Source organism: Paraglaciecola arctica (assembly GCF_018861065.1).
GTDB classification, from domain to species: domain Bacteria; phylum Pseudomonadota; class Gammaproteobacteria; order Enterobacterales; family Alteromonadaceae; genus Paraglaciecola; species Paraglaciecola arctica_B.
Genome location: NZ_JAHKQO010000007.1, coordinates 214,711 through 237,890 on the forward strand (window position 1 = coordinate 214,711; position 23,180 = coordinate 237,890).

General features: G+C 40.9%; 25 protein-coding genes. 13 read left to right on the forward strand and 12 right to left on the reverse strand.

The genetic code is table 11. From position 1 onward, the window contains the following. Window positions 1-31 precede the first annotated feature (31 nt). The gene (ispB, locus tag KO534_RS03135) at window positions 32-1,003 is read right to left on the reverse strand and encodes an octaprenyl diphosphate synthase (RefSeq protein WP_215927155.1); all 972 of its coding nucleotides are present in this window, start codon (window positions 1,001-1,003) and stop codon (window positions 32-34) included. 254 nt (window positions 1,004-1,257) lie between these two features. On the opposite strand from ispB, the gene rplU reads away from it, so the two are divergent. The 4 genes from rplU (at window position 1,258) to folA (ending at window position 3,761) form a co-directional block, all read left to right on the forward strand. Further along, window positions 1,258-1,569 carry a 50S ribosomal protein L21 gene (rplU, locus tag KO534_RS03140; RefSeq protein ID WP_215927157.1) on the forward strand — a complete coding sequence of 104 codons (312 nt, stop codon included), beginning with the start codon at window positions 1,258-1,260 and terminating at the stop codon, window positions 1,567-1,569. 15 nt (window positions 1,570-1,584) lie between these two features. Next, window positions 1,585-1,839 carry a 50S ribosomal protein L27 gene (rpmA, locus tag KO534_RS03145; protein ID WP_215927159.1) on the forward strand — a complete coding sequence of 85 codons (255 nt, stop codon included), beginning with the start codon at window positions 1,585-1,587 and terminating at the stop codon, window positions 1,837-1,839. A gap of 138 nt (window positions 1,840-1,977) precedes the next feature. After that, complete coding sequence (cgtA, locus tag KO534_RS03150; RefSeq protein WP_215927161.1) at window positions 1,978-3,135, forward strand: Obg family GTPase CgtA; 1,158 nt, start codon at window positions 1,978-1,980, stop codon at window positions 3,133-3,135. 104 nt (window positions 3,136-3,239) lie between these two features. Then, complete coding sequence (gene folA, locus KO534_RS03155; protein ID WP_252731926.1) at window positions 3,240-3,761, forward strand: type 3 dihydrofolate reductase; 522 nt, start codon at window positions 3,240-3,242, stop codon at window positions 3,759-3,761. Here folA and KO534_RS03160 read toward each other — a convergent pair. Further along, window positions 3,736-4,182: a hypothetical protein gene (locus tag KO534_RS03160; protein ID WP_252731927.1), complete on the reverse strand. Its 447-nt coding sequence runs from the start codon at window positions 4,180-4,182 to the stop codon at window positions 3,736-3,738. The genes folA and KO534_RS03160 overlap by 26 nt on opposite strands. Window positions 4,183-4,396: 214 nt before the next feature. On the opposite strand from KO534_RS03160, the gene tpx reads away from it, so the two are divergent. Further along, entirely contained in the window at window positions 4,397-4,891 is a 495-nt protein-coding gene (gene tpx / locus KO534_RS03165; RefSeq protein WP_215927165.1) for a thiol peroxidase, read from the forward strand. A gap of 95 nt (window positions 4,892-4,986) precedes the next feature. On the opposite strand, the gene rpoS is transcribed toward tpx, so the two are convergent. The 9 genes from rpoS to KO534_RS03210 form a co-directional block, all read right to left on the reverse strand. Next, entirely contained in the window at window positions 4,987-5,970 is a 984-nt protein-coding gene (gene rpoS / locus KO534_RS03170; protein WP_215927167.1) for an RNA polymerase sigma factor RpoS, read from the reverse strand. Window positions 5,971-6,047: 77 nt separating this feature from the next. Next, window positions 6,048-6,899: a peptidoglycan DD-metalloendopeptidase family protein gene (locus KO534_RS03175; RefSeq protein ID WP_215927169.1), complete on the reverse strand. Its 852-nt coding sequence runs from the start codon at window positions 6,897-6,899 to the stop codon at window positions 6,048-6,050. Then, complete coding sequence (locus KO534_RS03180; protein ID WP_354667899.1) at window positions 6,899-7,843, reverse strand: DUF368 domain-containing protein; 945 nt, start codon at window positions 7,841-7,843, stop codon at window positions 6,899-6,901. Before KO534_RS03180 ends, KO534_RS03175 begins: the two co-directional genes overlap by 1 nt. After that, the gene (locus KO534_RS03185) at window positions 7,840-8,478 is read right to left on the reverse strand and encodes a protein-L-isoaspartate(D-aspartate) O-methyltransferase (RefSeq protein ID WP_215927171.1); all 639 of its coding nucleotides are present in this window, start codon (window positions 8,476-8,478) and stop codon (window positions 7,840-7,842) included. Before KO534_RS03185 ends, KO534_RS03180 begins: the two co-directional genes overlap by 4 nt. 56 nt (window positions 8,479-8,534) lie before the next feature. After that, on the reverse strand, window positions 8,535-9,578 hold the full coding sequence (gene truD, locus KO534_RS03190) for a tRNA pseudouridine(13) synthase TruD (RefSeq protein WP_215927173.1): 1,044 nt from the start codon (window positions 9,576-9,578) through the stop codon (window positions 8,535-8,537). Further along, a complete protein-coding gene (gene ispF / locus KO534_RS03195) occupies window positions 9,578-10,069 on the reverse strand; it encodes a 2-C-methyl-D-erythritol 2,4-cyclodiphosphate synthase (RefSeq protein ID WP_215927175.1) in 492 nt (163 codons plus the stop codon). The genes truD and ispF overlap by 1 nt, the downstream gene beginning before the upstream one ends. A gap of 21 nt (window positions 10,070-10,090) precedes the next feature. Next, window positions 10,091-10,804, reverse strand: coding sequence for a 2-C-methyl-D-erythritol 4-phosphate cytidylyltransferase (gene ispD, locus KO534_RS03200; RefSeq protein WP_215927177.1), 714 nt, complete (start codon window positions 10,802-10,804; stop codon window positions 10,091-10,093). Between the two features lie 5 nt (window positions 10,805-10,809). Further along, window positions 10,810-11,088 (reverse strand): cell division protein FtsB, encoded by a 279-nt coding sequence (gene ftsB / locus KO534_RS03205; protein WP_215927179.1) that lies wholly within the window; start codon window positions 11,086-11,088, stop codon window positions 10,810-10,812. A gap of 134 nt (window positions 11,089-11,222) precedes the next feature. Beyond that, window positions 11,223-11,837 carry a TIGR04211 family SH3 domain-containing protein gene (locus tag KO534_RS03210; RefSeq protein WP_215927181.1) on the reverse strand — a complete coding sequence of 205 codons (615 nt, stop codon included), beginning with the start codon at window positions 11,835-11,837 and terminating at the stop codon, window positions 11,223-11,225. Between the two features lie 196 nt (window positions 11,838-12,033). On the opposite strand from KO534_RS03210, the gene KO534_RS03215 reads away from it, so the two are divergent. The 3 genes from KO534_RS03215 to KO534_RS03225 all read left to right on the forward strand — a co-directional run bounded on the left by KO534_RS03215 (window position 12,034) and on the right by KO534_RS03225 (window position 16,354). Further along, window positions 12,034-13,068, forward strand: coding sequence for a CYTH domain-containing protein (locus tag KO534_RS03215; RefSeq protein WP_215927183.1), 1,035 nt, complete (start codon window positions 12,034-12,036; stop codon window positions 13,066-13,068). A 205-nt stretch (window positions 13,069-13,273) separates the two neighbouring features. Next, window positions 13,274-14,914: an acetolactate synthase large subunit gene (locus KO534_RS03220; protein WP_215927185.1), complete on the forward strand. Its 1,641-nt coding sequence runs from the start codon at window positions 13,274-13,276 to the stop codon at window positions 14,912-14,914. 9 nt (window positions 14,915-14,923) lie between these two features. Further along, complete coding sequence (locus KO534_RS03225) at window positions 14,924-16,354, forward strand: aldehyde dehydrogenase family protein (protein WP_215927187.1); 1,431 nt, start codon at window positions 14,924-14,926, stop codon at window positions 16,352-16,354. 82 nt (window positions 16,355-16,436) lie between these two features. Here KO534_RS03225 and mutH read toward each other — a convergent pair whose 3' ends face one another. After that, complete coding sequence (mutH, locus tag KO534_RS03230) at window positions 16,437-17,132, reverse strand: DNA mismatch repair endonuclease MutH (RefSeq protein WP_215927190.1); 696 nt, start codon at window positions 17,130-17,132, stop codon at window positions 16,437-16,439. 103 nt (window positions 17,133-17,235) lie between these two features. Between mutH and rppH the strand changes: the two genes are divergently transcribed. The 5 genes from rppH to KO534_RS03255 all read left to right on the forward strand — a co-directional run bounded on the left by rppH (window position 17,236) and on the right by KO534_RS03255 (window position 23,160). Beyond that, window positions 17,236-17,766, forward strand: coding sequence for an RNA pyrophosphohydrolase (gene rppH, locus KO534_RS03235; RefSeq protein WP_215927192.1), 531 nt, complete (start codon window positions 17,236-17,238; stop codon window positions 17,764-17,766). Between the two features lie 213 nt (window positions 17,767-17,979). Continuing rightward, window positions 17,980-20,268, forward strand: a complete 2,289-nt coding sequence (gene ptsP, locus KO534_RS03240; RefSeq protein ID WP_215927194.1) for a phosphoenolpyruvate--protein phosphotransferase — start codon at window positions 17,980-17,982, stop codon at window positions 20,266-20,268. Between the two features lie 35 nt (window positions 20,269-20,303). Further along, window positions 20,304-21,137 (forward strand): thymidylate synthase, encoded by an 834-nt coding sequence (locus KO534_RS03245; RefSeq protein ID WP_215927196.1) that lies wholly within the window; start codon window positions 20,304-20,306, stop codon window positions 21,135-21,137. Between the two features lie 41 nt (window positions 21,138-21,178). Next, window positions 21,179-22,195, forward strand: coding sequence for a response regulator (locus KO534_RS03250; RefSeq protein WP_215927198.1), 1,017 nt, complete (start codon window positions 21,179-21,181; stop codon window positions 22,193-22,195). Window positions 22,196-22,206: 11 nt separating this feature from the next. Then, a complete protein-coding gene (locus tag KO534_RS03255) occupies window positions 22,207-23,160 on the forward strand; it encodes a GGDEF domain-containing protein (protein ID WP_215927200.1) in 954 nt (317 codons plus the stop codon). Window positions 23,161-23,180 lie beyond the last annotated feature (20 nt).

The following is a 23,180-nucleotide window of genomic DNA, read 5'->3' on the forward strand; positions in this document are numbered from 1 at the left end:
AGTATTGTTCGGGGTGTTAGAATTAAATAATTTAAGCCGCACGCTCAACAGCAATTTGTGCCAACCCAATTAGTGCAGTTTTATAGTCAGAGTCTGGCACAGCACCTAAAGACTTAATGGCTTTCTCTGACGCTTCGATCGCAAGTTTTTTGGTGTAATTTAGTGCGCCGGTTTGTTCCATGGCCGTCATTATCTCAGTAAAGTGTTCTAAGCCATTTCCTGTTTCTATTGCCTCTTTTATCAACGCTTGTTGCTGCTCAGTGCCACGCCACATCGCATACAGTAGTGGCAGCGTGGGTTTACCTTCGGCTAAATCATCACCAACGTTTTTTCCCATTTCTTCTGGGTCCGCTGCGTAGTCGAGGATGTCATCTACTAACTGAAATGCAGTACCTAAATATTTGCCATAGGCTTGCATGGCAAGTTCAATTTTTTCATCTTGTTCAGTAAGCACAGCCGCGAGTAAAGTGGCGGCTTCAAATAGGCGAGCAGTTTTACTATAAATTACCTGCATATAACTTTCTTCGCTGGTATCAGGGTCGTTACAGTTCATTAATTGCAGAACCTCACCCTCAGCAATGACATTAGTCGCGTTCGATAATATTTCCATGACACGCATGCGTTGCAAACTCACCATCATTTGAAATGAACGTGTGTAAAGAAAGTCACCCACCAAAACGCTGGCTTGATTACCAAATACTGCGTTGGCGGTTTCTTTACCGCGACGCATAGTTGACTCGTCAACTACATCGTCATGGAGTAGGGTAGCGGTATGAATAAATTCGATTATAGCGGCAAGAGTATGATGCTGAGTTGTTTTAATGTTAAGCGCTCTAGCTGCGAGTACAGTTAACAGAGGCCTTAAACGTTTGCCGCCACTATTGACAATATAAAAACCTAATTGATTAATTAAGGATACATCTGAATCAACTTGTTGTTGAATGAGGCCGTTAACTGCCAGCATATCGTCATGAGCTAGTTGATTAATTGTTTCTAATTTCATACTGCCGTGATTACCTATTTCTAAATCGAATTCAGTTATGTGATGTTGTTCAGCACGTGGATTTTACAGATATTTATGGGGGTATCCAGTGTCACTTTGGCCCTGTAGAGCGAAAAATTTAGGACGAAACTAAAACGTTTGATATTTAACCAAATTAATTCAGGAATGTGCTTGATCGGTGGTATGTGTTCACGTACAATCCGCCGCCTGTTTTATGAATATAAGTGTCAAGTGACACAGTGCGGAGTTTAATTATGTACGCGGTTTTCCAAAGTGGTGGCAAACAACACCGTGTGGCTGAAGGTCAAACCCTTCGCCTAGAAAAAATCGAAGTGGCTCCAGGTGAGTCAATAGAATTTGATGACATCTTAATGGTTAGCAATGGTGATGATATTAAAATTGGTACCCCTTTTGTAAGTGGTAGCAAAGTTACAGCTGAAGTTGTAACGCATGGACGTGGCGATAAAGTTAAAATCGTTAAGTTCCGTCGTCGTAAACATTCACGTACCCAAATGGGTCATCGTCAGTGGTTCACAGAAGTGAAAATCACTGGTATTAGCGCTTAATAGGAGTAGTTACAAATGGCACATAAAAAAGCTGGTGGTAGTACTAACAACGGCCGTGATTCAGAAAGTAAACGCCTAGGTGTTAAGCGTTACGGTGGTGAATCAGTTCTAGCTGGTAACATTATTGTTCGTCAACGTGGTACTAAATTCCACGCTGGAGACAACATGGGTATCGGTAAAGACCATACTTTATTTGCTTTATCTGATGGTAAAGTTCAGTTTGAAGTGAAAGGTCCAAAAAATCGTAAATTTGTGAGCATTGTTGCTTAATAAGCAATAGTTCATAGATTTTATAAAAGCCCCGCTTTATGCGGGGCTTTTTGTTGAAAAGCTAAAAAGTGAATCCAATTAAGAATGCAACAGACTATACTGGATTCAAATAAGTAACAATCAAGGTGTCATTGAGTAATGAAATTTGTAGATGAAGCTGATATCCGTGTTGATGCAGGTAATGGCGGTAATGGCGTAGTCGGTTTTCGCCGTGAAAAATACGTACCTGATGGCGGTCCTGATGGCGGCGATGGTGGTGATGGCGGTAGTGTCTATTTGGTCGCAGATGAAAACTTAAACACTTTGATTGATTACCGTTTTGAAAGATTTCACCGTGCTGAACATGGTAAGAAAGGTCAGAGCGCTAATTGTACTGGCAGAGGTGGCGCAGACTTAGAGATAAAAGTGCCAGTTGGAACCCGAGCAACTGATAGCGATACCGGTGAAGTGTTGGGTGATTTGACCAAACATAAACAGCGCATGAAGGTGGCTCAAGGTGGTTATCATGGTTTAGGTAATGCACGTTTCAAAACCAGTACTAATCGCGCGCCAAGACAAAAAACTGATGGTACTCCTGGTGAAGTCAGAAATCTAAAACTAGAACTGATGCTGCTTGCCGATGTGGGTTTACTTGGAATGCCTAACGCCGGTAAATCTACCTTTATCCGTAGTGTTTCTGCCGCTAAACCTAAAGTGGCTGATTATCCCTTTACGACTCTCGTACCTAACCTAGGTGTGGTACGTTTGGACTCAATGCGCAGTTTTGTTATTGCAGATATTCCCGGTTTGATTGAAGGTGCAGCTGAGGGGGCGGGTTTAGGGATTCAATTTTTAAAACACTTAGAGCGCTGCCGTGTGTTATTACATTTGGTCGATTTGATGCCCGCAGACGGCTCGGACCCAGTCGAAAATGCTAAGGCAATCGTTGCTGAGCTTGAAAAATACAACCCTAAGTTAGCCGCTAAACCACGTTGGTTAGTGTTTAATAAAGTCGATTTGTTGCTTGAAGACGAAGTCGATGAATTATGTGAAAAGATAGCACAAGCGCTTGAATGGCAAGGCGAGTATTTCCAAATTTCTGCATACCAAAAAGTTGGGACGCAAGCATTGTGTATGAAAACCATGGACTTTATTGAAGAGATGCCTGAAGAGGAAGAAGCTGAGGTTGAGGAAGAAACAGGTTTCAAATGGGATACTTACCATAAAGATACCATAGAAGATGCCTATGATGATGACGACTTCGACGACGATGATGATGACGACTCTGGCGTAGAAGTTATTTATACTAAGGGTTAGGTTAATTCTCAATAAAATACAAACGAGCCAGAAACGTATTTCTGGCTTGCTGTAATTCTTATATACTGCACACATATCCCATTCTTAAAAAAGAACTCACCCGTATGATGCAAATTTCAATGATTGCGGCTATGGCTAATAATAGAGTTATTGGTGCTGACAATGCTATGCCTTGGCACTTGCCTGCAGATTTAAAACATTTTAAGAAAGTGACCTTAGGTAAACCCATTATTATGGGCCGCAAAACTTATGCTTCAATCGGTAGAGCTTTGCCTGGGCGACTGAACATAGTCATTAGTTCTGATGTCAATTTTGAGTTGTCCGATGCAACAGTAGTCAATAGTTGCGAACAAGCGATTGAGGTGGCAGCTAATTATTGCGATGAACAGAAAATAGAGTCTCCAGAAGTGATGATCATTGGAGGAGGCACTATTTATCAGCATTTTCTAGCCTTTTGCCATAGATTATATTTAACCGAAATAGATTTGGATGTAGAGGGTGACACATACTTTCCTAACTATACTAATGACTACGCATGGCAAGAACTAGCAAATGAATCCCATCAAGCTGAACCATTAAACCCTTATGCCTACCGTTTTGTTACTCTTGTAAAACAGGCTGTTTAGGTTTCGATAATAAAGTGAAAGTGTACACATACCCGTAAATAGCAGTAATTAAAATGCTTGGTGCAACGGTTAGCCACAAGTTGGGGGGTTGGTTGATCCAATTCACAACGATAGCAATGCTAGATTGTATCGAAATAGGCAACAGTGGCGCCAACAATGTTCCAGGCACAACATTGTTGTTAAGGTATTTGGCTGAATTGTCTAGGGCATTTTTAAAGGTCTTAAAAATAGCGATATTTTGAGAGGTTTTGGAATGTACTGTACAGATAATGGGAACAACAAATACTAGGGATAAGTAACTTTCGCCGAATTTAGCAACCGATTTTTCCAATATAAAAGTAAACAAAATGGTTATAGTCGCGCTTAGTGTGCCTTGTACTAATGCAGATCTAAATACCAAAGCCTGATTATCGGTAGCCATACTGTTTGCCCAGTAAGACCACACAAAGTAAAAACTAAAGGAAATTATAGCTGAGAGGATTAATCGTAAATTAGAGTTCATGGATTGCGTCTTTTAAAATTTAAATTAATGATACTTTGGTAAATACTATCTCACGAAGTTTATGTGATTATGTGTTGAGTATTTTTCAGCTACAATAACCCTTCTTATTACTTCGATATCTTAGGAATAAAACATGGCTACAGTAACATTGCAAGGCAACGCCTTTAATACAGTAGGAGAGTTACCTAAAGTTGGAACTCAAGCTCCAGACTTTACGTTAGTAGAAACTGATTTATCAGAAACAACATTAGCAGACTATGCTGGTTCAAAACTTATCCTGAATATTTTTCCATCTGTTGACACTGGAGTATGCGCCACTTCAGTCCGGACCTTTAATCAAAAAGCCAGCGACCTAAGTAATACAAAAGTATTATGCGTGTCTGCAGACTTACCTTTTGCAGCCGCAAGGTTTTGTGGTGCAGAAGGAATAAAAAATGTCGCTACTGGTTCCAGTTTCAGAGGCAGTTTTGGCAAGGATTATGGTGTCAACTTTAGCGACGGCCCTTTGGCAGGGTTATTATCTCGTAGCATAGTGGTGATTGATGAAAAGGGTACAGTTATCCACACTGAACAAGTTGCTGAGACTACTCAAGAGCCAGATTACGCTGCGGCCATTGGTATATTGTAGTTATTTAGAAAGTGAATTTTGTAATTTAAAAAGCCTCGAAATGAGGCTTTTTATGTGTAAAGTCTTGAAGTTTGACAAGAAAACTAAAGTCGTGTTTAAGTAAGCTTATTAAACAAAGCCTCTAGGTCTAATCCTTTGTGGCCCAGCATATCTCTGAGTCGGCGCAAGGCTTCAACTTGAATTTGGCGTACTCTTTCTCGCGTCAGACCAATTTCAATACCTACATTTTCTAAGGTTGATGGTTCATAACCTAATAATCCAAACCGTCTTGCCAATACTTCTCGCTGTTTAGGATTTAAGTCTTCTAACCATCTAATAATATTTAGTTTTATATCTGAATCTTGCAGATCTTCTTCAGGCCCATGGCCTCTATCATCAGCTATAACATCTAACAAAACCTTGTCATTTTCTCCACCAATAGGGGTGTCTACCGAGGTGATCCTCTCATTTAATCGCAACATTTTAGTGACGTCGTGAACTGGTTTATCTAGTGATTCAGCAATTTCATCTGCGGTAGGTTCATGATCAAGTTTTTGTGCCAACTCTCTGGCTGCACGTAGGTAAACATTTAACTCTTTCACTACATGAATAGGCAAGCGAATTGTGCGAGTCTGGTTCATTATGGCGCGTTCTATGGTTTGTCTGATCCACCAAGTGGCATAGGTTGAAAATCTAAATCCTCGCTCTGGATCAAATTTCTCGACCGCTCTAATCAGGCCTAAATTTCCTTCTTCTATCAAATCAAGTAATGCCAAACCTCGATTATTATAACGTCTGGCTATTTTAACAACTAAACGCAAATTGCTGACGATCATACGTTTTCGTGATGCTTCGTCGCCTTTTAGGGCTCTTCGTGAAAAGTAGACTTCTTCTTCTGCGGATAATAGTGGGGAAAATCCAATTTCGCCTAAATACAATTGGGTTGCATCGAGGTTTTTAGGTTTGTCTTCTGAATTGGCTAAAATGTCTTCTAACTGTTCTTCGGCTTTTTTTTCAGCCTTGGCAAGTTCTCTTTCTACGGCATCTTCAATATCGCTGAAAGCATCTACTTCCACTAAAACTGTTTTATCTTGACCCATAATGATCACTCCTCAACGGTGGTGTTTTTTTAACTTCTCCTCAAATATTTATTCTTATTTATTCTTATTTATTGTTATTATCTGTTTGGTAGAAAGCGCAAAGGATTAATTGATTTTCCTTTGTATCTAACTTCAAAATGAAGCTTAACCTTATCGGTCCCACTACTACCCATAGTGGCAATTTTTTGGCCTGCCGTAACCCACTGCTGTTCTTTTACTAACATCTTGTCATTGTGAGCATAGGCCGTTAAATAGGCATCAGAATGCTTGATAATGACTAGTTTTCCAAATCCACGTAATGCATCGCCCGTGTATACTACTTTTCCATCGGCGGCTGCCAAAATTGGCATCCCAAGTTTTCCTGAAAAATCTAAACCTTTGTTGCCTTGCTCTTTGGCCGAAAAACCACGTGAAACTCGTTCAGATGTAGGCCAATGCCAACTTTTAACTCGATCAGGAAATTGACCGGTAGCAGATCCAATTGGATCCTTGTTTACATTGTGTTCACTTTCACCATACGCCTGCTTTTTAGGAGGGTCAACAGATTGATTTACAATTATTTTTGAAGTCTGACCAGTATTGGTCTTCGACTTTAGTGGTATTGACTTTGGCAATTCAACAAGAGTCAAAATTTGCCCCGGTTGAATTTGGTAAGGAGCAGAGATCTTGTTTATTCTTGCTAGATCTCGATAGTCGTTACCTGAATACCAAGCAATTGAATATAAGGTTTCACCCGGTTTGACTCGGTAAGTTTTAGCTGAGTAAGCTTGTGGTTCAAAGTCTCGAAAGGTTTTGCCTTGGTACAGCTCAGAAACTGGAGCGGGTCGACTACGATTTGAACAACTTACGTTGATTAAGCAGCAAAGCAACGTCCCGATAATTATCGAGCTTTTGTTAAATAACAGTCTGTCTTGCTTGCTGGTTTCCATTAATGATCTGCTGGCTTTTGTCCCATTTTTTCGAGCACAATCACCATTAGTATTCCAATTAACATCAATGCAATGGCATACCACATATACGCAGGCTGTGAATGCAGTGATTCAAATGAGTGCGGCAAGATATTGTGTTGAACCAGTGGGATTTCTTTTCCGTGGCGGTCAATGACTGATTCGATTGTTTGTTTCCAGGGCCAAACTTTGTTTAACGAACCCAACATAAATCCACCTAATAGTGCCAATGTCATGACCTTAAAATGTTTAAACATCCAACTTAGTACATGAGAAAAACTTAATAAACCAGCCGCACAACCTGCGGCAAATATACATAAAGTCGCTAACTGTAACTCTTTGACTGCCGTCAACATTGGGGCATACATACCCAATAGTAGTAATATAAAACTGCCAGAAATTCCCGGTAAAATCATGGCGCAGATAGCAATCATTCCAGATAGAAAAACCACAAACCCCGATGTTTCTATGGTAGTTGGGCTAATAGTAGTAACAAAATATGCAGCTGCGGTACCCACTACGAAAGTAGTAATAACACCAATATCCCATTTTTCTATATGTCGAACGACTGACCATACTGCTGCCAATATTAATCCAAAAAAGAAAGACCATAATAAAATTGGGTGGGTATTCAGAAGATATAAAACCACACGTGACAAGGTTAGAATACTGATAATAACGCCACCAAATAACGCCAGCAAAAACCCTCCATTAATATGTTGCCAAGTAGCCTTTATGCCTTCTTGGAACAATTTTTTCAGGGCGCTAACACCACATTGTTTAAGTGAAAATATGAGTTCTTCATAAATGCCAGTCATAAACGCTATGGTGCCACCGGATACACCAGGCACTGAATCTGCCGCACCCATTAAAATACCTTTAGCGGCAATGCTTAGATAACTGGACATGGTTTTAGAGGTTTTCAAATAATATCTCCGGCCACCAAAGGCACAAATCTGACCGCTTCAATAATTTTTGATTCAAATTCATCATTTCGTTTGGTAATACAATGTAACTGTTGACTTGCCTCACCAACAGGAATAATCAAACGGCCACCTTCGTTGAGCTGCTGCAATAACTCTTCTGGCATTGAGCGAGCTGCAGCGGTGACTATGATTGCATCGTAAGGACCTTTACTGTTCCAGCCTAACCAGCCATCACCATGTTTCATTTTAACGTTATGCAAGTCCAATTGATTCATACGACGCTTCGCTTGAAATTGTAATGTCTTAATTCTTTCTACCGAATAAACACTAGCGAATAATTGCGCCAGTATGGCTGTTTGATAGCCAGAACCCGTTCCTATTTCCAAAACAGTTTGTGCTTGGTTATCTGATTCCAATAATAACTCTGTCATACGAGCCACTATGTAAGGTTGAGATATAGTTTGCCCTTGACCTATAGGTAAAGCTGTATTTTGATAGGCTTTGTGTTTTAGGGCGTCGGGCAGAAACAGCTCTCTAGGGATTTTAGCTATAGCGGTCAACACTTTAGTATTGCTAATGCCTTCATTATGTAAAAGTTGAGCAAGGCTTTCACCTTTGCGTGATGTTATTCTCATTTAATGCCTATTCTTATTATTATTTGCTGCAAAACTGTATGATCCGTATCTGGTACTTAAACAAGGGAGTTTTCTTGCACATCAAGTAATTCTCGCAGAACTGAAGTCGCAAAGGTACCTGCTGGAAGTGAGAAACTTAGGTTTAATGTATCATTTGTTATTGACCATTCAAGATCATTTGGAAATAAGTTAATGGCCCTTCTTTCTTGCTTTAATCCTAACTCCTCCAGTGTATTGGTAATACTGAGGTGTTGTTGTGCAAATTCATTTTCAAACTGTAGCGCTGCACCTTGGCTTGCTAATTGTCCTTGTCCCCATAACGGCGCTGACAAGTATATATCTCTCTGAGCTATTCTTTGCTTGATACTATGGTCTATATGAGTCGCACAGAAAAAACTTTGACTACCGGCTAATTGCATCACATCACCAGCCAATGCCTGACTAAAGCAATCATTTTGCAATCTGCGATGTAATACTTCATTAAATAACCAAGAGCGAAGCGCAGAAATAGCCATTGAACGTTTGTTTCTATTACGAATGGCTTCGCCGTTGAGCATCTTATCAGCTAAAACTAAATTACCTCCTCTGGGGTCATGTTGTGTGCTTCCAAATCGTTGTGAACCATAATAATTAGGCACGCCGCTGCGTTGTATCTGTTGTAGTCGTGCATCGATGCCAGAAGTTTTAGATAGTTGTCTAAGCATGATGTTAAATCGATTGCCTTTTAAAACCCCGGTTCGGAGTTTTTTATTGTGGCGTATCGATTTTAGTATTTCAGCTCCAGGCTCATTAAATGTCGCCCAGTCAAACTCTCCTTTGCCTGGAAAGTGCACACTAAACCATTGTTCTGTTTGCGCGTGTTTGTCTTTGCGTCCTGCATAAGTAACTGCCCTCAATGGTAATTGAGTGAATTTGGCAATTTGCTCTGCTAAATATGCGGTGTTTAATCCGGTTTTACGCACCCATAAGTAGATGTGCTCTCCTTCACCAATGGGTTCATAACCTAAAATTTCGGTCACTTGAAAGTCTTCAGGGGTGGATTTTAATTGTGCCGAAATACCGAGTTTTGGGTATTGGTGTTGCCAGTGATCTATTTGCATCAGTCAATGTCTGAAACTTGAGTTAATAACACTACTGCATAAGCTGCAATACCTTCTTTACGACCAGCAAAACCTAATTTTTCTGTAGTAGTCGCCTTCACATTTACCTGATTAACATCAGCTTGTAAGTCTGCAGCAATATTTGCGCGCATTGATTCAATATGGGGTGCCATTTTCGGCGCTTGAGCGACAATAGTGAGATCTAAGTTTCCGAGCCGATAGTGTTTTTCTGTCACAAGCTTGTAGACATGTCGAAGTAACTCGCGGCTGTCGACTCCAGCTAGTTGCGGATCGGTATCTGGAAAATGTTTACCAATGTCTCCTAACGCTAACGCACCTAACAAAGCATCACATAGGGCATGTAGGACTACATCGCCATCAGAGTGGGCAAGTAAACCCATCACGTGATCAATTGAAACCCCAGCGATAACGATAGGACCCGCTCCTCCAAATTTGTGCACATCATAACCGTGGCCAATTCTTATACTCATACTTCACTCAACTTCCTTTCGTTATTTTGCTTGTTGTTGAGCCAGATAAAATTCTGCCAATAACAAATCTTCGGGTTGGGTTATTTTGATATTTGAGGCTTGCCCTGCAACTAATATCACTTTTTCGCCTAGATATTCGATGGCAGATGCTTCATCCGTGATCTCGACGTTTTTATTTCTTGCTTCAGTTAAGGCTTTGCGCAATGTGCCACAATTAAAAAATTGCGGAGTTAATGCGTGCCATAAATTTTCGCGGGACTCCGTATATTTGACAACATTCTGTTGGTTTGTTTTAAGACCTACTGAACGTTTCATGGTATCGCGTACTGGAGAGGCTAATATCCCTCCGACATTGCCTTGGTTTGCTAACTGCAATAGCGCGGTTAAGTCAGACTTGGCTAAGCAAGGTCTTGCAGCGTCATGTACCAACACCCAGTCTTCATCTTCAGATAGATAATTAAGCCCAGCTAATACAGAATCACTGCGTTCTTGACCTCCCATAACAGTTTTAATGTTAGTATGATTTGCAATGGGTAATTGCGCGAAGGACATGTCGTTTGCATTGAGCACTACCACTACTTGTTTAATTTGCTCATGGGCTAACAAATTAGTCAGAGTATGTTCAATGATAGTTTTTCCGGCAATCTGCAAATATTGTTTCGGGCATTCTGCTTGCATACGTTTGCCTATGCCTGCAGCGGGCACTACAGCAGAGTATTGGGGAAGTGAAGGCATAGAAACTAATCGACTGAAGGCAAAATACGATAAAATGTTTCGCCTTGTTTTATCAGGCCTAACTCATTTCTTGCACGTTCTTCCGCCGCTTCCAAACCAATTTTTAAGTCATGAATATCCGCTTTTAATAAGCTATTTCGTTGCCTTAAATTAGCGTTTTGAGTAACTTGTAAGGCCACTTCTTTTTTCAAAATGATAAAGTCTGGAATGCTATTTTTACCAAACCACAGACGATATTGGAGTAAACAAAATAGTGTGAACAATAGCGCCACCACCCATTTCATCGTTTTTGCCTCCAATTCATCGTCATCGCCTTATTAGGTATAGCTTTTAAAGAGAGGACTAGTGGTATCCAATCTCTGCGCAGTCCTGCTATACTTTGAGCTTGTTACGGCTCACTTGTTTTAAAAACTAGATTCTACATCCAATTGTCATTTCTGCGTCTCTTCTTCGGTAAATAGGTAAGAACAATTCCTAACAGTAAACTGATAACCGCAACAATTCCGCCTCGGGTAAACCATTCCATTTGTGCAGTTTGGTCATAATCGGCAAGAGTTTGGGTAATTTTTAAATTTTCTTTTTCAGCATCACTTAACTTTTTCTTTAAGTTACTATTTTGCGATGTGAGATCGGCAATTTGCTGATTAAGCAGGTCATTACTTTGGCGTTGTTGTTGGATAGTTTGCTCAGCACTCTGTACTTGTTGTTGAAGACCTGGAACCAATTCTCTAACACTGCTGCTGACACTAATAAACTCAGCATCAACCCAACCCGTTCGTTGTTTGTCATCGATTATTTCCACAAAATTTTTCTCTGTGTCTTCTTGCAATAAAGTTACCCGGGTCCCCGCTACTACTGAGCCCAAAATTCTGAAATTTCGCCCTGGGCCTGCATGCAGATAAGTAAACAAATCATCTGAAATAAAACGAATTTCACCTTCGCTATCATTCGGCTCCTGAGCCAGTGTCTGTGCACTTAAAAAACTACAAGTAATGAATAAAAAAAGTAAAACTATTTGTTTGCGTATAATCAAAAAAACGTACTCCTAAAAATATGCTGTAAATGGTATTGCTTGGCTAAAAGAAAGGCAAGGGCCTATTTGCTTTTAGAGCAATACAGTTAAAGCACTGATGCGCTTTTGCGACACTTCTTATATTGTATAGTGGGATTTGAACCGCTAAGGTAAGTCCATCACTCAGAGACAGACATTTATCCGCCCAAAAGGTTTTATGGAATACGAAATTGAACTTAAGTTACTCACCAACCAATATGCTGGTGAGATTATAGAAAAAAAATTACTACCGCAGCTCGATGCTAGCGTCACCCAACAAACCCTAGTATTAACGAATCACTATTTTGATACACCCGATAGAAAGTTGCGCCAAAACGATATAGGTTTGAGAATAAGGGGCTTTAATCAAAAATATGAACAAACCCTAAAAACCGCAGGGAATTCTATCGGTGGCTTGCATCAACGTCCTGAATACAATGTGGATTTAGACGAATCAAAACAGCAAAGTGTTAAAATCCCTGATCTTCGATTGTTTCCTCTGTCAGCTTGGCCAAAAAGTATTGAAGTTGAGGATATACAGGCTGGATTAGAAACGCTGTTCACCACCCATTTTCAGCGAAGTGTATACTTGCTGGAATATTCACAAGGTGACGTTGTAGAGTTAGTTTGGGATTTAGGCGAAGTAAGGTCAGGCGGCAAGAGTGTTCCAATTTGTGAAATTGAACTGGAACTCAAACAAGGTGATACCAAGATTCTTTTTGATTTAGCTGAATCTATTGTTGCATTGATGCCAACTTCTATAGGTACGCAAAGCAAAGCCGCTCGAGGATATAGACTGCTGGATGGTTTTCCCGCTAATACTCTCAGGAAAAATCAACAACGACCTTTAGACAACGCGCCAAAATCAGCCCAAGAGTTTTCCCTTGTGTTGGCTGAAAAGTTACAGTTTTTTCAAACGCTTAGTGTTGAAGTACAACGCCAATATAGCGAGCAATTAGCGAACGATATCACTCTGGTACTTGATGAACTAAGTAACAGTTTAATTAAATTTACCCAGCATTTTCCTTGTGAACATTTAGATACTATCCTCACCAAAGTAAAAAAGTTGCACAGTGATTGGCTGTTAGTGATGCAGCGAAAGAACAAAGATGCAACTAATAAGATACTGACTGATGCCCTAACAACTCAACTACAGTTAGATATTGTGCAATATCTAGTAGAACAGCCTTGGGCCTCCAAAGTTGAGGAGTAAGTAAAATAAATTAAGTGAAAGTCTTAGTGACGGCTTATTTTAAACGATGAAATAATCGTAAAGTTTTGTTCCATATAAAAAAATGATTTAACTAATCGATTTTTTATACTTTACCAGTACTACTAACATGCGGATTATGTCACCAGAGACAAACTAAGGTCCTGCCCTTTTTTTGTTAACCCTACAGTCTTGATTAGGAGCGTCCATGAAAGCGTCAGATTTATTTGTCAAAGCCCTTGAAGCAGAAGGTGTCGAGTATATATTTGGGATCCCAGGGGAAGAAAACCTAGATTTATTGGAATCCCTACGAGAGTCACCAATTAAATTAATTTTAACTCGACATGAGCAAGGTGCAGGGTTCATGGCGGCAACTTATGGTCGATTAACTGGCAAAGTGGGCGTGTGTTTATCCACACTTGGGCCTGGAGCTACTAATTTGGTTACCCCTGCGGCTTATGCACAACTAGGTGCGATGCCAATGATGATGATCACTGGACAAAAGCCAGTGAAAACTAGTAAACAGGGGCGGTTTCAAGTTATTGATGCCGTAGACATGATGCGTCCAATTACTAAATACACCACTCAGTTGGTGAGCGGAGATCGTATCCCTTCTGCTATTCGTGAGGCCTTCAGACTAGCTCATGACGAACGCCCAGGCGCGACACACATTGAATTACCTGAAGATATCGCTGCTGAAGAAACTAATGCACACTTGCTTACGCCAAGTATCAGTCGGCGCCCAATTGCTGAGTATAAAGCAATTTATAAAGCAGTTGAAATGATTGAAGCGGCTAAGTCCCCGTTATTGTTAATTGGTGCGGCAGCAAACCGTAAATTAACCTCTAAAATGCTGAAAGAGTTAGTTGATAAAACGGGTATTCCCTATGTGACGACACAAATGGGCAAAGGTGTATTAGATGAAAGTGACGACTTGTTTATGGGGAACACCGCGTTGTCAGCCGGGGACTTTGTTCATCGTGTTATTGATAGTGCCGACCTAATCATAAATGTTGGTCATGATGTTGTAGAAAAACCACCATTTTTTATGAAACATGGTGGTCGTCAGGTTATTCACATTAACTTCGAGCCAGCAGCAGTTGATCCGGTTTATTTCCCACAGTTAGAAGTAGTAGGTGATATTGCTAACACTATTTGGCAGCTTAAAGAACAAATTAACTCACAACCCAACTGGGACTTTAGTTTCTTTAGAAAAGCTCATAATGCTTACTTAGAGCATAAAGCTGAAAGCGAAAATGATGATCGTTTTCCTATATTGCCCGAGCGTTTTGTTCGAGATATACGCGAAGCTATGCCCAATGACGGCATAGTGACGTTAGATAACGGCGTATATAAAATTTGGTTTGCACGAAACTATCCAGCTGCTTTGCCTAACACGTTATTGTTAGATAACGCATTGGCCACAATGGGGGCGGGCCTACCGTCTGCAATGGCAGCGAAAATGGTCAACCCAACTAAGCCAGTTATTACCGTGTGTGGTGATGGTGGTTTTATGATGAATAGCCAAGAATTAGAAACCGCAGTGCGCCTCAAGTTACATATAGTAGTAATCATCTTACGTGATGATGCCTACGGTATGATTAAGTGGAAACAAGCCAATATGGAGTTTGAGAACTTTGGTTTGGATTACGGCAACCCTGACTTTGTCAAATATGTAGAAAGTTATGGAGGTTTCGGCTGGAGAGTTGATTCAGCTGCTGGTTTGTTACCACAAGTTAAAAAATGTTTAGCCGAACCTGGCGTCCATTTAATTGATGTACCTGTTGATTACACATTAAATGATGAAACACTTAATCAAACTCTTCGCATTCGAAGTGAAGCCGTTTAAGGAGCAAATATGTTAGAGAAAGCCTATCCCTATTATTTGGCCAATGAAGCTGTTTTTGCCAATCAAGATTTGGAAATCACCAATAAATACACCAACGAAGTAGCAACCCATGCGGCAATGGCCGATGCTAAAGTCATCGACCAAGCCATTGCAGCAGCAGAGGCCAGTCAGCCTTTACTGAATAAAATGGCACCTTATGAGCGTCAAAATATTATCAACCATTGTGTAAAACGATTTGAAGAGCGTTTTGATGAACTTGCCCATGCGTTATGTATTGAAGCAGGTAAGCCCATTAAAGATGCGCGCGGTGAAGTTACGCGCCTAATTGATACCTTTCGTATTGCCGCAGAGGAATCTGTGCGTATGCATGGAGAGGTAATAAACCTTGAAATTACTCCACGTGCCAAAGGTTATACAGGCATATACAAACGTGTCCCGATTGGGCCTTGTTCGTTTATTTCGCCCTTTAACTTCCCGTTAAATTTGGCGGCTCATAAAATTGCACCGGCCCTTGCTACAGGTTGTGCATTTGTACTTAAGCCTGCTAGTCGTACGCCATTGGGTGCGATAATCATTGGTGAAATTTTAGCAGAAACTGATTTACCTAAAGGTGCGTTTTCAATCTTGCCTTGTAGTCGAGATGGTGCTGATTTATTCACTACTGACGACAGATTTAAGTTGCTTAGTTTTACTGGCTCACCGCAGGTAGGTTGGGACTTAAAAGCAAAAGCCGGTAAAAAGCCAGTGATCTTAGAATTAGGTGGCAACGCTGCTTGTGTGGTTGACCACGACTCTGATCTAGATGATGCCATCGAACGTATCGTATTTGGTGCTTATTACCAATCAGGGCAAAGTTGTATCAGCGTGCAGCGGGTAATTGTACATGAATCTATTTATGACGATTTCAAAAAACGTTATACCGATCGAGTCGCTAACCTAGTACATGGTGATCCATTAAAAGAAGATACCTTTATCGGCCCGATGATTTCTGAATCTGAAGCATCACGTTTAGACACTTGGATTCAAGAAGCGGTCGCTGCCGGTGCTAATTTATTATGTGGCGGTATACGTGACGGAAATATGTTGCAAGCGACCTTGCTTGAAAACGTACCCGCTGATGCCGCTATCAACACCGAAGAGGCGTTTGGCCCAGTATCAGTATTAAGCTCATTCAGTGATTTTGATGAAGCGCTAATCGAGGTAAACAACAGTCAGTTTGGCTTACAAGCCGGTGTATTCACACGTGATATCTATAAAGCCCATAAAGCATGGGATGAATTAGACGTGGGTGGTGTGGTGATTGGTGACGTACCTAGTTGGCGCGTGGATAATATGCCTTATGGTGGTGTGAAAGAATCAGGTCTTGGTCGTGAAGGGATCACCTTTGCCATGGAAGATATGACTGAGATTAGACTCATGGTGTTAAGAACTCCAAGCTAACTAAGCTCACTAAGGTAACTCATTCGTGCAACATTGATTGGCGATAAGTCTGGATGATTGATTTTTATCTTCATTCTTATCGCTAATGTGACTCGTTATTGAAAAAAGCCTGAAGAATTTTTCCAGTGAACTCTTTTCTTAAATAAAACCCTCTTGGTCTGGTTTCAATAATCTGTCCATTGTTCCCTACTGCTTTGGTTAAAACATTGCCATTGGCGGCCTTTGGTCTTAATTGCAAGTATTGTCCGTGCCTAGCCGTTATTTTTTCTATGTGACCAAGGGCGATCATTTCCATTAATTCTTCCCAGTCAGTTTGCAACTGTTGATCTTGTTCTTTGTCCGGTGACCACAAAAATGGCGTCGCGATACATCTATCTTGTGGCGGAACTTCTCGCCTTCCATCTATAGGAACCCAAAGTACTTGTTGGATCTTATTTTTAACGCTGCTGGTTTGCCATTCTATACCCGCAATGTCTGTAAGAGGTGCAAAACAAACGTAAGTCGTTTCTAAAGGTTTGCCCTGCTCGTCAATGGGAATCGTTTTTAATTCTACACCTAAACCGGCAAAATCTTGTTGGGATTTAGAGCCAGCACTTGCTCCGAGGCACAGCTCCAGCAGTTGCCCCGTCCAGCCTTTCTCACGCTTGAAGTTATTGGGGACTTTTACGTGAGCCAACTCTGCTACTTCTCCTAAGGTGAGTCCTGCTAACGCTGACGCTCTTTGCATTAACTCTAGCTTAGATTTAGGTTCGGTATTTGGCATGCTAAATAGTTTCATTTGGATACTTTTACTTATTGAATACTTTTTTTATTCCTTTGAATGCACGGTAGTTTATGGAAGAATGCATGACATTAAAAGAATTGAGTTCTCGGGAGTCTAAGTGATTGATGCCGAAGGATTCCGCGCCAATGTTGGTATAGTGATTTGCAATACGTTAGGCCAGGTTTTTTGGGCTAGACGTTATGGGCAACATTCTTGGCAGTTTCCGCAAGGCGGAATCGATGAAGGTGAAACTGCTGAACAAACAATGTATCGCGAACTCCATGAAGAAGTAGGGTTAAAGCCGGAACATGTAAAAATTCTGGGGGTCACCAAAAATTGGTTGCGTTACAAATTGCCTAAACGGTTGGTTAGGCAAGGAAGCAATCCTGTTTGTATCGGACAAAAGCAGAAATGGTTTTTACTGCAACTTGTCTGTAAAGAAGAGGATGTGGACTTATTACAATCAGGCCATCCTGAATTTGACGACTGGCGCTGGGTCAGCTTTTGGTACCCAGTTCGCAATGTTGTTTCTTTCAAACGGGACGTTTACCGTCGCGTGATGAAGGAGTTTTCAGCAACAGCAATGCCAGATTCGGTAGTGCAAAACCAAGGTGGCTATCAAAAGTCAAAACGGCGCAGAAAGGCTTAGAAATTATTGACCATTCATTTGTAAGGGAATGGATGGTCCAGTCCCAAGGGTTTTCCTCAAAACGCACTCAGTCGGCGTTAAAACCCGTTTATTTGGACGGCCAAACTTCATAGGTTTCGCCTTGATAAAGTATATTTTAAGGAAATCTTGGCGACATTTGAATGGTCACCAGATCCTAATTAACCAGATATTCATGAGAGATAAACAAGTTTTATGCTAACTACGCTTAAACGTATCGTTCAAGAAGTGAATCAAATTCCCGTATTTGATGATGCCTTGAGTTGTTTGGCAAATAGGTTAATAGAAGCGTTAAAAGTTGACTCATGTAGTATTTATTTAGCTGACTATGAGCAGCAACACTTTATGTTGGTGGCGACTAAAGGCTTAGCAAAGGCTGCTGTTGGTCAAGTATCAGTTGGTTTTTCAGAGGGGCTAGTTGGCCTAATTGGACAGCGTGAAGAACCTCTCAATATAAGTGATGCGCAAAGACATCCTCGCTTTAAGTTCTATCCTGAAGTTCAAGAAGACAATTACCATGCTTTTTTAGGTGCCCCAATCATCCATCAGCGTAAAGTTTTGGGGGTGTTGACGCTACAGCAAAAACGCAAGAGACGCTTTAGTGAAAACGAAGAAGCCTTTTTGGTAACACTAGCGATGCAATTGGCTGTTGAAATCGCTAATGCAAAAGCCCGTGGGTCAATTAACTTATTACAAGAAAATATCCCCAAAGACTGGCAAAAATCTTTAAAAGGTGTGCCTGGTTCATCTGGATTAGCAAGTGGTGTGGGTTATCTACAAAACATGATGGTCAGCATTCACAGTCATGTACCTAAGCGCAGTGAAGATCATGAAGTACAAGTGCAGAACTACCGACATGCAGTAAAACAAACTCAAGCAGATATGGCAGTGTTGTCAGAGCGTATGCAAGGTGAAGTGCCTGACGATGTACGCGCGATTTTTCAGCTGTATTATCACTTACTCGATGCCAATAGTTTGGGTAGGGACGTAGAAAAAGAGATTAAATCCGGGTGGGATGCGGCCACATCTTTGAAAATGGTTGTCGAGAACTATATTCGTCAATTTCAAGCTATGAATGACCCGTACATGCGCGAACGCGCTGTAGATGTTGAAGATATGGGCAATAGGGTGCTGGCCAATATCTTGGGATTTACTGCGGTCAAAAACGAAAAGCGCGAAATCCCTGAGCATGCCATCTTAATTGCTGAAGAAGTCACTGCCGTGATGTTAGCTGAGTTTCCTAAAGAAAAGCTCGTAGCCATCGTTTCTATGCGTGGTTCAAATAACTCCCACGCAGCTATTATGGCTCGAGCCATGGGAGTGCCTGCTGTTATGGGCCTGAGCAATATACCTATTGCTTTGCTGCACGATAAAGAAATTTTACTCGACGGTTACACTGGTGACGTGATTGTTTCACCGAATACCACTATAAGACGAGAGTTCGAGCAGTTATTGCTCGAAGAGCAATTATTATCTGAGCGTATACATTCTGAAGATTCATTACCGGCTATTACCACCGATAATTGTGAAATACGCTTGTTTACTAATTCCGGATTATCACTGGAAGCCGAAGCAAATGATAATCCCTTCTCAGATGGAGTGGGGCTGTTCCGCACCGAAATCCCTTTTATGATGCGAGAACGATTTCCGACTGAACAAGAACAGGTAGAACTTTACCGAGGCTTACTTGAAGCCGAACCTAATAAACCTTTTACCATGCGTACCTTAGATGTAGGGGGAGACAAACCTTTACCGTATTTTCCTATATCAGAAGAAAACCCTTTTCTTGGCTGGCGTGGGATCCGTCTAACCTTAGATCATCCGGAAATCTTATTAGTTCAAATTAGAGCAATGCTCCGAGCCAGTATCGGTTTGGAGAATTTAGGTATCATGTTGCCCATGATCACCTCCGTAAGTGAAGTAAGTGAGGCAAAACGTCTTATTCGACAAGCATTCCATGAAGTTGAAGAAGAAGCCCAAGAGCAGGAACAAACGCTTCACATGCCTAAAATCGGGGTGATGTTGGAAGTGCCAGCAGTTCTCTACCAATTACCGCAACTTTCCAAAATTGTAGATTTCTTCTCAGTTGGCAGTAACGATCTAACGCAATACCTGTTAGCTGTAGATCGCAATAATGCACGGGTAGCTGATTTATATGACAGTTACCACCCAGCGGTGCTAAGTGCTCTACATACTATTGCGAAACATTCTGACCTATTACAAGTACCTGTCACTGTATGTGGTGAATTGGCTGGGGAACCGGGTGGGGTCGTGTTGTTGTTGGCAATGGGCTACAGAAAACTTAGTATGAATAATCATAATCTACTTAAAGTAAAATGGATTATTCGCAATATTCACCGCGGCAGTGCCGAACAATTGTTGGCTAAGGTACTGACCTTAAATAATCCTAAAGATGTACGTGAAGAAATAAACCTTTATCTTGAATCAGTTGGGTTGGGCGGTTTGATGCGCGCCGGTATATAAATAATAAATTTTAACCTATTAAGAGATTAAGCAGAATGCAACAATATTTACAGCTAATGCAACATGTATTGGACACAGGTGTAAAAAAAGAAGACCGCACTGGAACCGGAACATTAAGCGTATTTGGTTATCAAATGCGCTTCGATCTAAGTGCCGGCTTTCCTTTGGTTACCACTAAAAAGTGCCACTTACGCTCCATCATTCATGAACTATTATGGTTTTTGAAAGGCGAAACAAATATCGCTTACCTAACCGAAAATAATGTGAAAATTTGGGATGAATGGGCCACAGATGATGGTGAATTAGGACCCGTATACGGAAAACAGTGGCGTAGTTGGGAAGGTGCAGACGGTCAGGTTATTGATCAAATTAGCGAGTTAGTAGAACAAATCAAAAATAATCCTGATTCACGGCGATTAATAGTTAGCGCTTGGAATCCAGCTGTTTTGCCCGATACTAGTTTTTCTCCCAAAGAAAACGCAGAGCAAGGCAGGCAAGCGTTACCACCTTGTCACACCATGTTCCAGTTTTATGTGTTGGAAGGGAAGTTATCTTGTCAGTTATATCAACGTAGTGGCGACATATTTTTGGGCGTTCCCTTTAATATTGCCAGTTATGCCTTGTTGACTATGATGTTAGCGCAAGTTTGCGATTTAGAGGTGGGAGACTTTATTCATACCTTAGGTGACGCACATTTATATTTGAATCATTTGGAACAAGCAAAATTACAACTCACTCGGCAACCTTACCCCTTGCCGAAAATGAAAATCAATCCTAGTATTAGCGATATCTTTGCTTTTGAAATCAAAGATTTCGAATTACAAGACTATCAGGCACATGACCACATCAAAGCGCCAATTGCCATATAAATTGGGCGTTAGGTAGACCACAATCAGGTGACAATTTTCATATGACTACTCCTGTACTTATTTGTGATGATTCAAGTTTTGCACGTAAACAAATGCAAAGATCTATTCCTGACGGCTGGGATGTCGAAATAAGCTTTGCCGAACACGGGCAAGAAGCATTGGAGTTGATCAGAGCAGGAAAAGCGGACGTGATGTTTTTGGATTTAAACATGCCTGTAATGGATGGTTATCAGACCATGCAAGCAATCAAAGATGAAGATTTACCCACTATGGTGATAGTGGTTTCTGGAGACGTACAACCCGAGGCACGCAAGCGAATGTTAGCGTTAGGTGCCCTTGAATTTATCCGTAAGCCAACTGACAACGCAAAGTTGGCAGAAATTCTGATTCAATTTGGTTTATATACTGGAGAGGCTTCAGCTAACAAGCGCGTTACAGATGTTGAACCCGCAGCTGAAAACTCTATAGTAGAAAAGTTAGATGCTTACCGCGAAATGGCCAATGTCGCTATGGGACAAGCAGGAGAAAGCCTGGCTAAGTTGCTAGGTGAGTTTATTGATTTGCCTATCCCAAATGTAAATTTGATCACCAATACTGAACTTCATATGGCGATAGCTGACATTCAACGCAACGAGAGTGTATCTGCCGTTTCACAAGGCTTTATAAGTGCAGGTATTAACGGGGAAGCCTTGGTGATTTTCAACGATTCCAACTTTGGTAATATGGTGAAGTTGTTGAAATATTCAGGTAATAACAACAGCAGTTCTTTAGAGCTAGAAGCGCTGATGGATGTTTCAAACATATTAATAGGCGCCTGCTTAAGAGCGTTGTCTGAACAGCTACATTCGGTATTTAGTCATAACCATCCCATCATTTTGGGTAGACACTGCGATTTGGATGATATTTTAAAAAACACCACCCATAGAAAAGAAGATATGTTGGCTATTGAAATTGCGTATTCGATCAAGAGTCAGGACATAAGCTTTGATTTATTGTTGTTATTTCCCAACAAATCTATCGACTTAGTATTCGATAAACTTGTCACATATCAAAATTAAGGTCTGATTTTATGGCGGTAGACAGTAGTCTGGAAGAAATGCATTGGAAACATGATCTCCTTGGTTCGATTGAGGTAGGGATCGTGGTTTTAGATAAAAATTTTAATGTACAAGTGTGGAATCAGTTCATGGAGAACCACAGCAGCATAGTGCCTGGGATGATCCAAGACAAAAATCTATTCGAATTTTTCCCTGAAATTGATCAACAGTGGTTTACTAGTAAGGCCGCACCAGCGTTTTCTTTAAAAAGCCCAGTGTTTATTATTTGGGAACAACGGCCTTATTTATTTCATTTTGACTGTAATCGGCCTATCACCTCGCAAGCAGATTTTATGTACCAGAATATTACGATCTTTCCATTAGCTTCGTTGACTGGAGAAGTAGAGCAGGTGTGTCTGGTGATATATGATGTCACCGACGAAGCCGTCACTCGATTGGATATGCAGTCTCTTAATAGTCAGCTTGAAGAACTTGGCAGAGTAGATGGCTTAACGGGACTGTATAATAGACGTTTCTGGGAAGAACAGTTTGTTATGGAATATAAAAGAAGTATTCGCAGTGATAATCCATCAACACTTATTATGTTAGATATAGATCATTTTAAGAAAGTTAATGATACTTACGGTCATCCTGCTGGCGATGAAGTGATAAAGGCTTTAGCTGATATTATTACAAAAGCGATCCGCGAAACCGATATAGCTGGCCGCTACGGTGGGGAAGAATTTGTGATTCTTTTGCCAGATACACCTATTGCTAATGTTGAGTTCGTTTCGGAACGTATTCGCCGCTTGGTTGAGAAATGCACAGTGAAATATGATGAAATTGATATTACATTTACAATCAGTATTGGTATTGCCGCTTTTACAAAAACTCATAGCGACAGTACTCAATGGTTAGACTCAGCCGACAAAGCTTTGTATCAGGCAAAAGAGTCAGGTAGGAACCGGGTCGTTCTTGCTGTATAAATCTATATCATGTCTGCAAG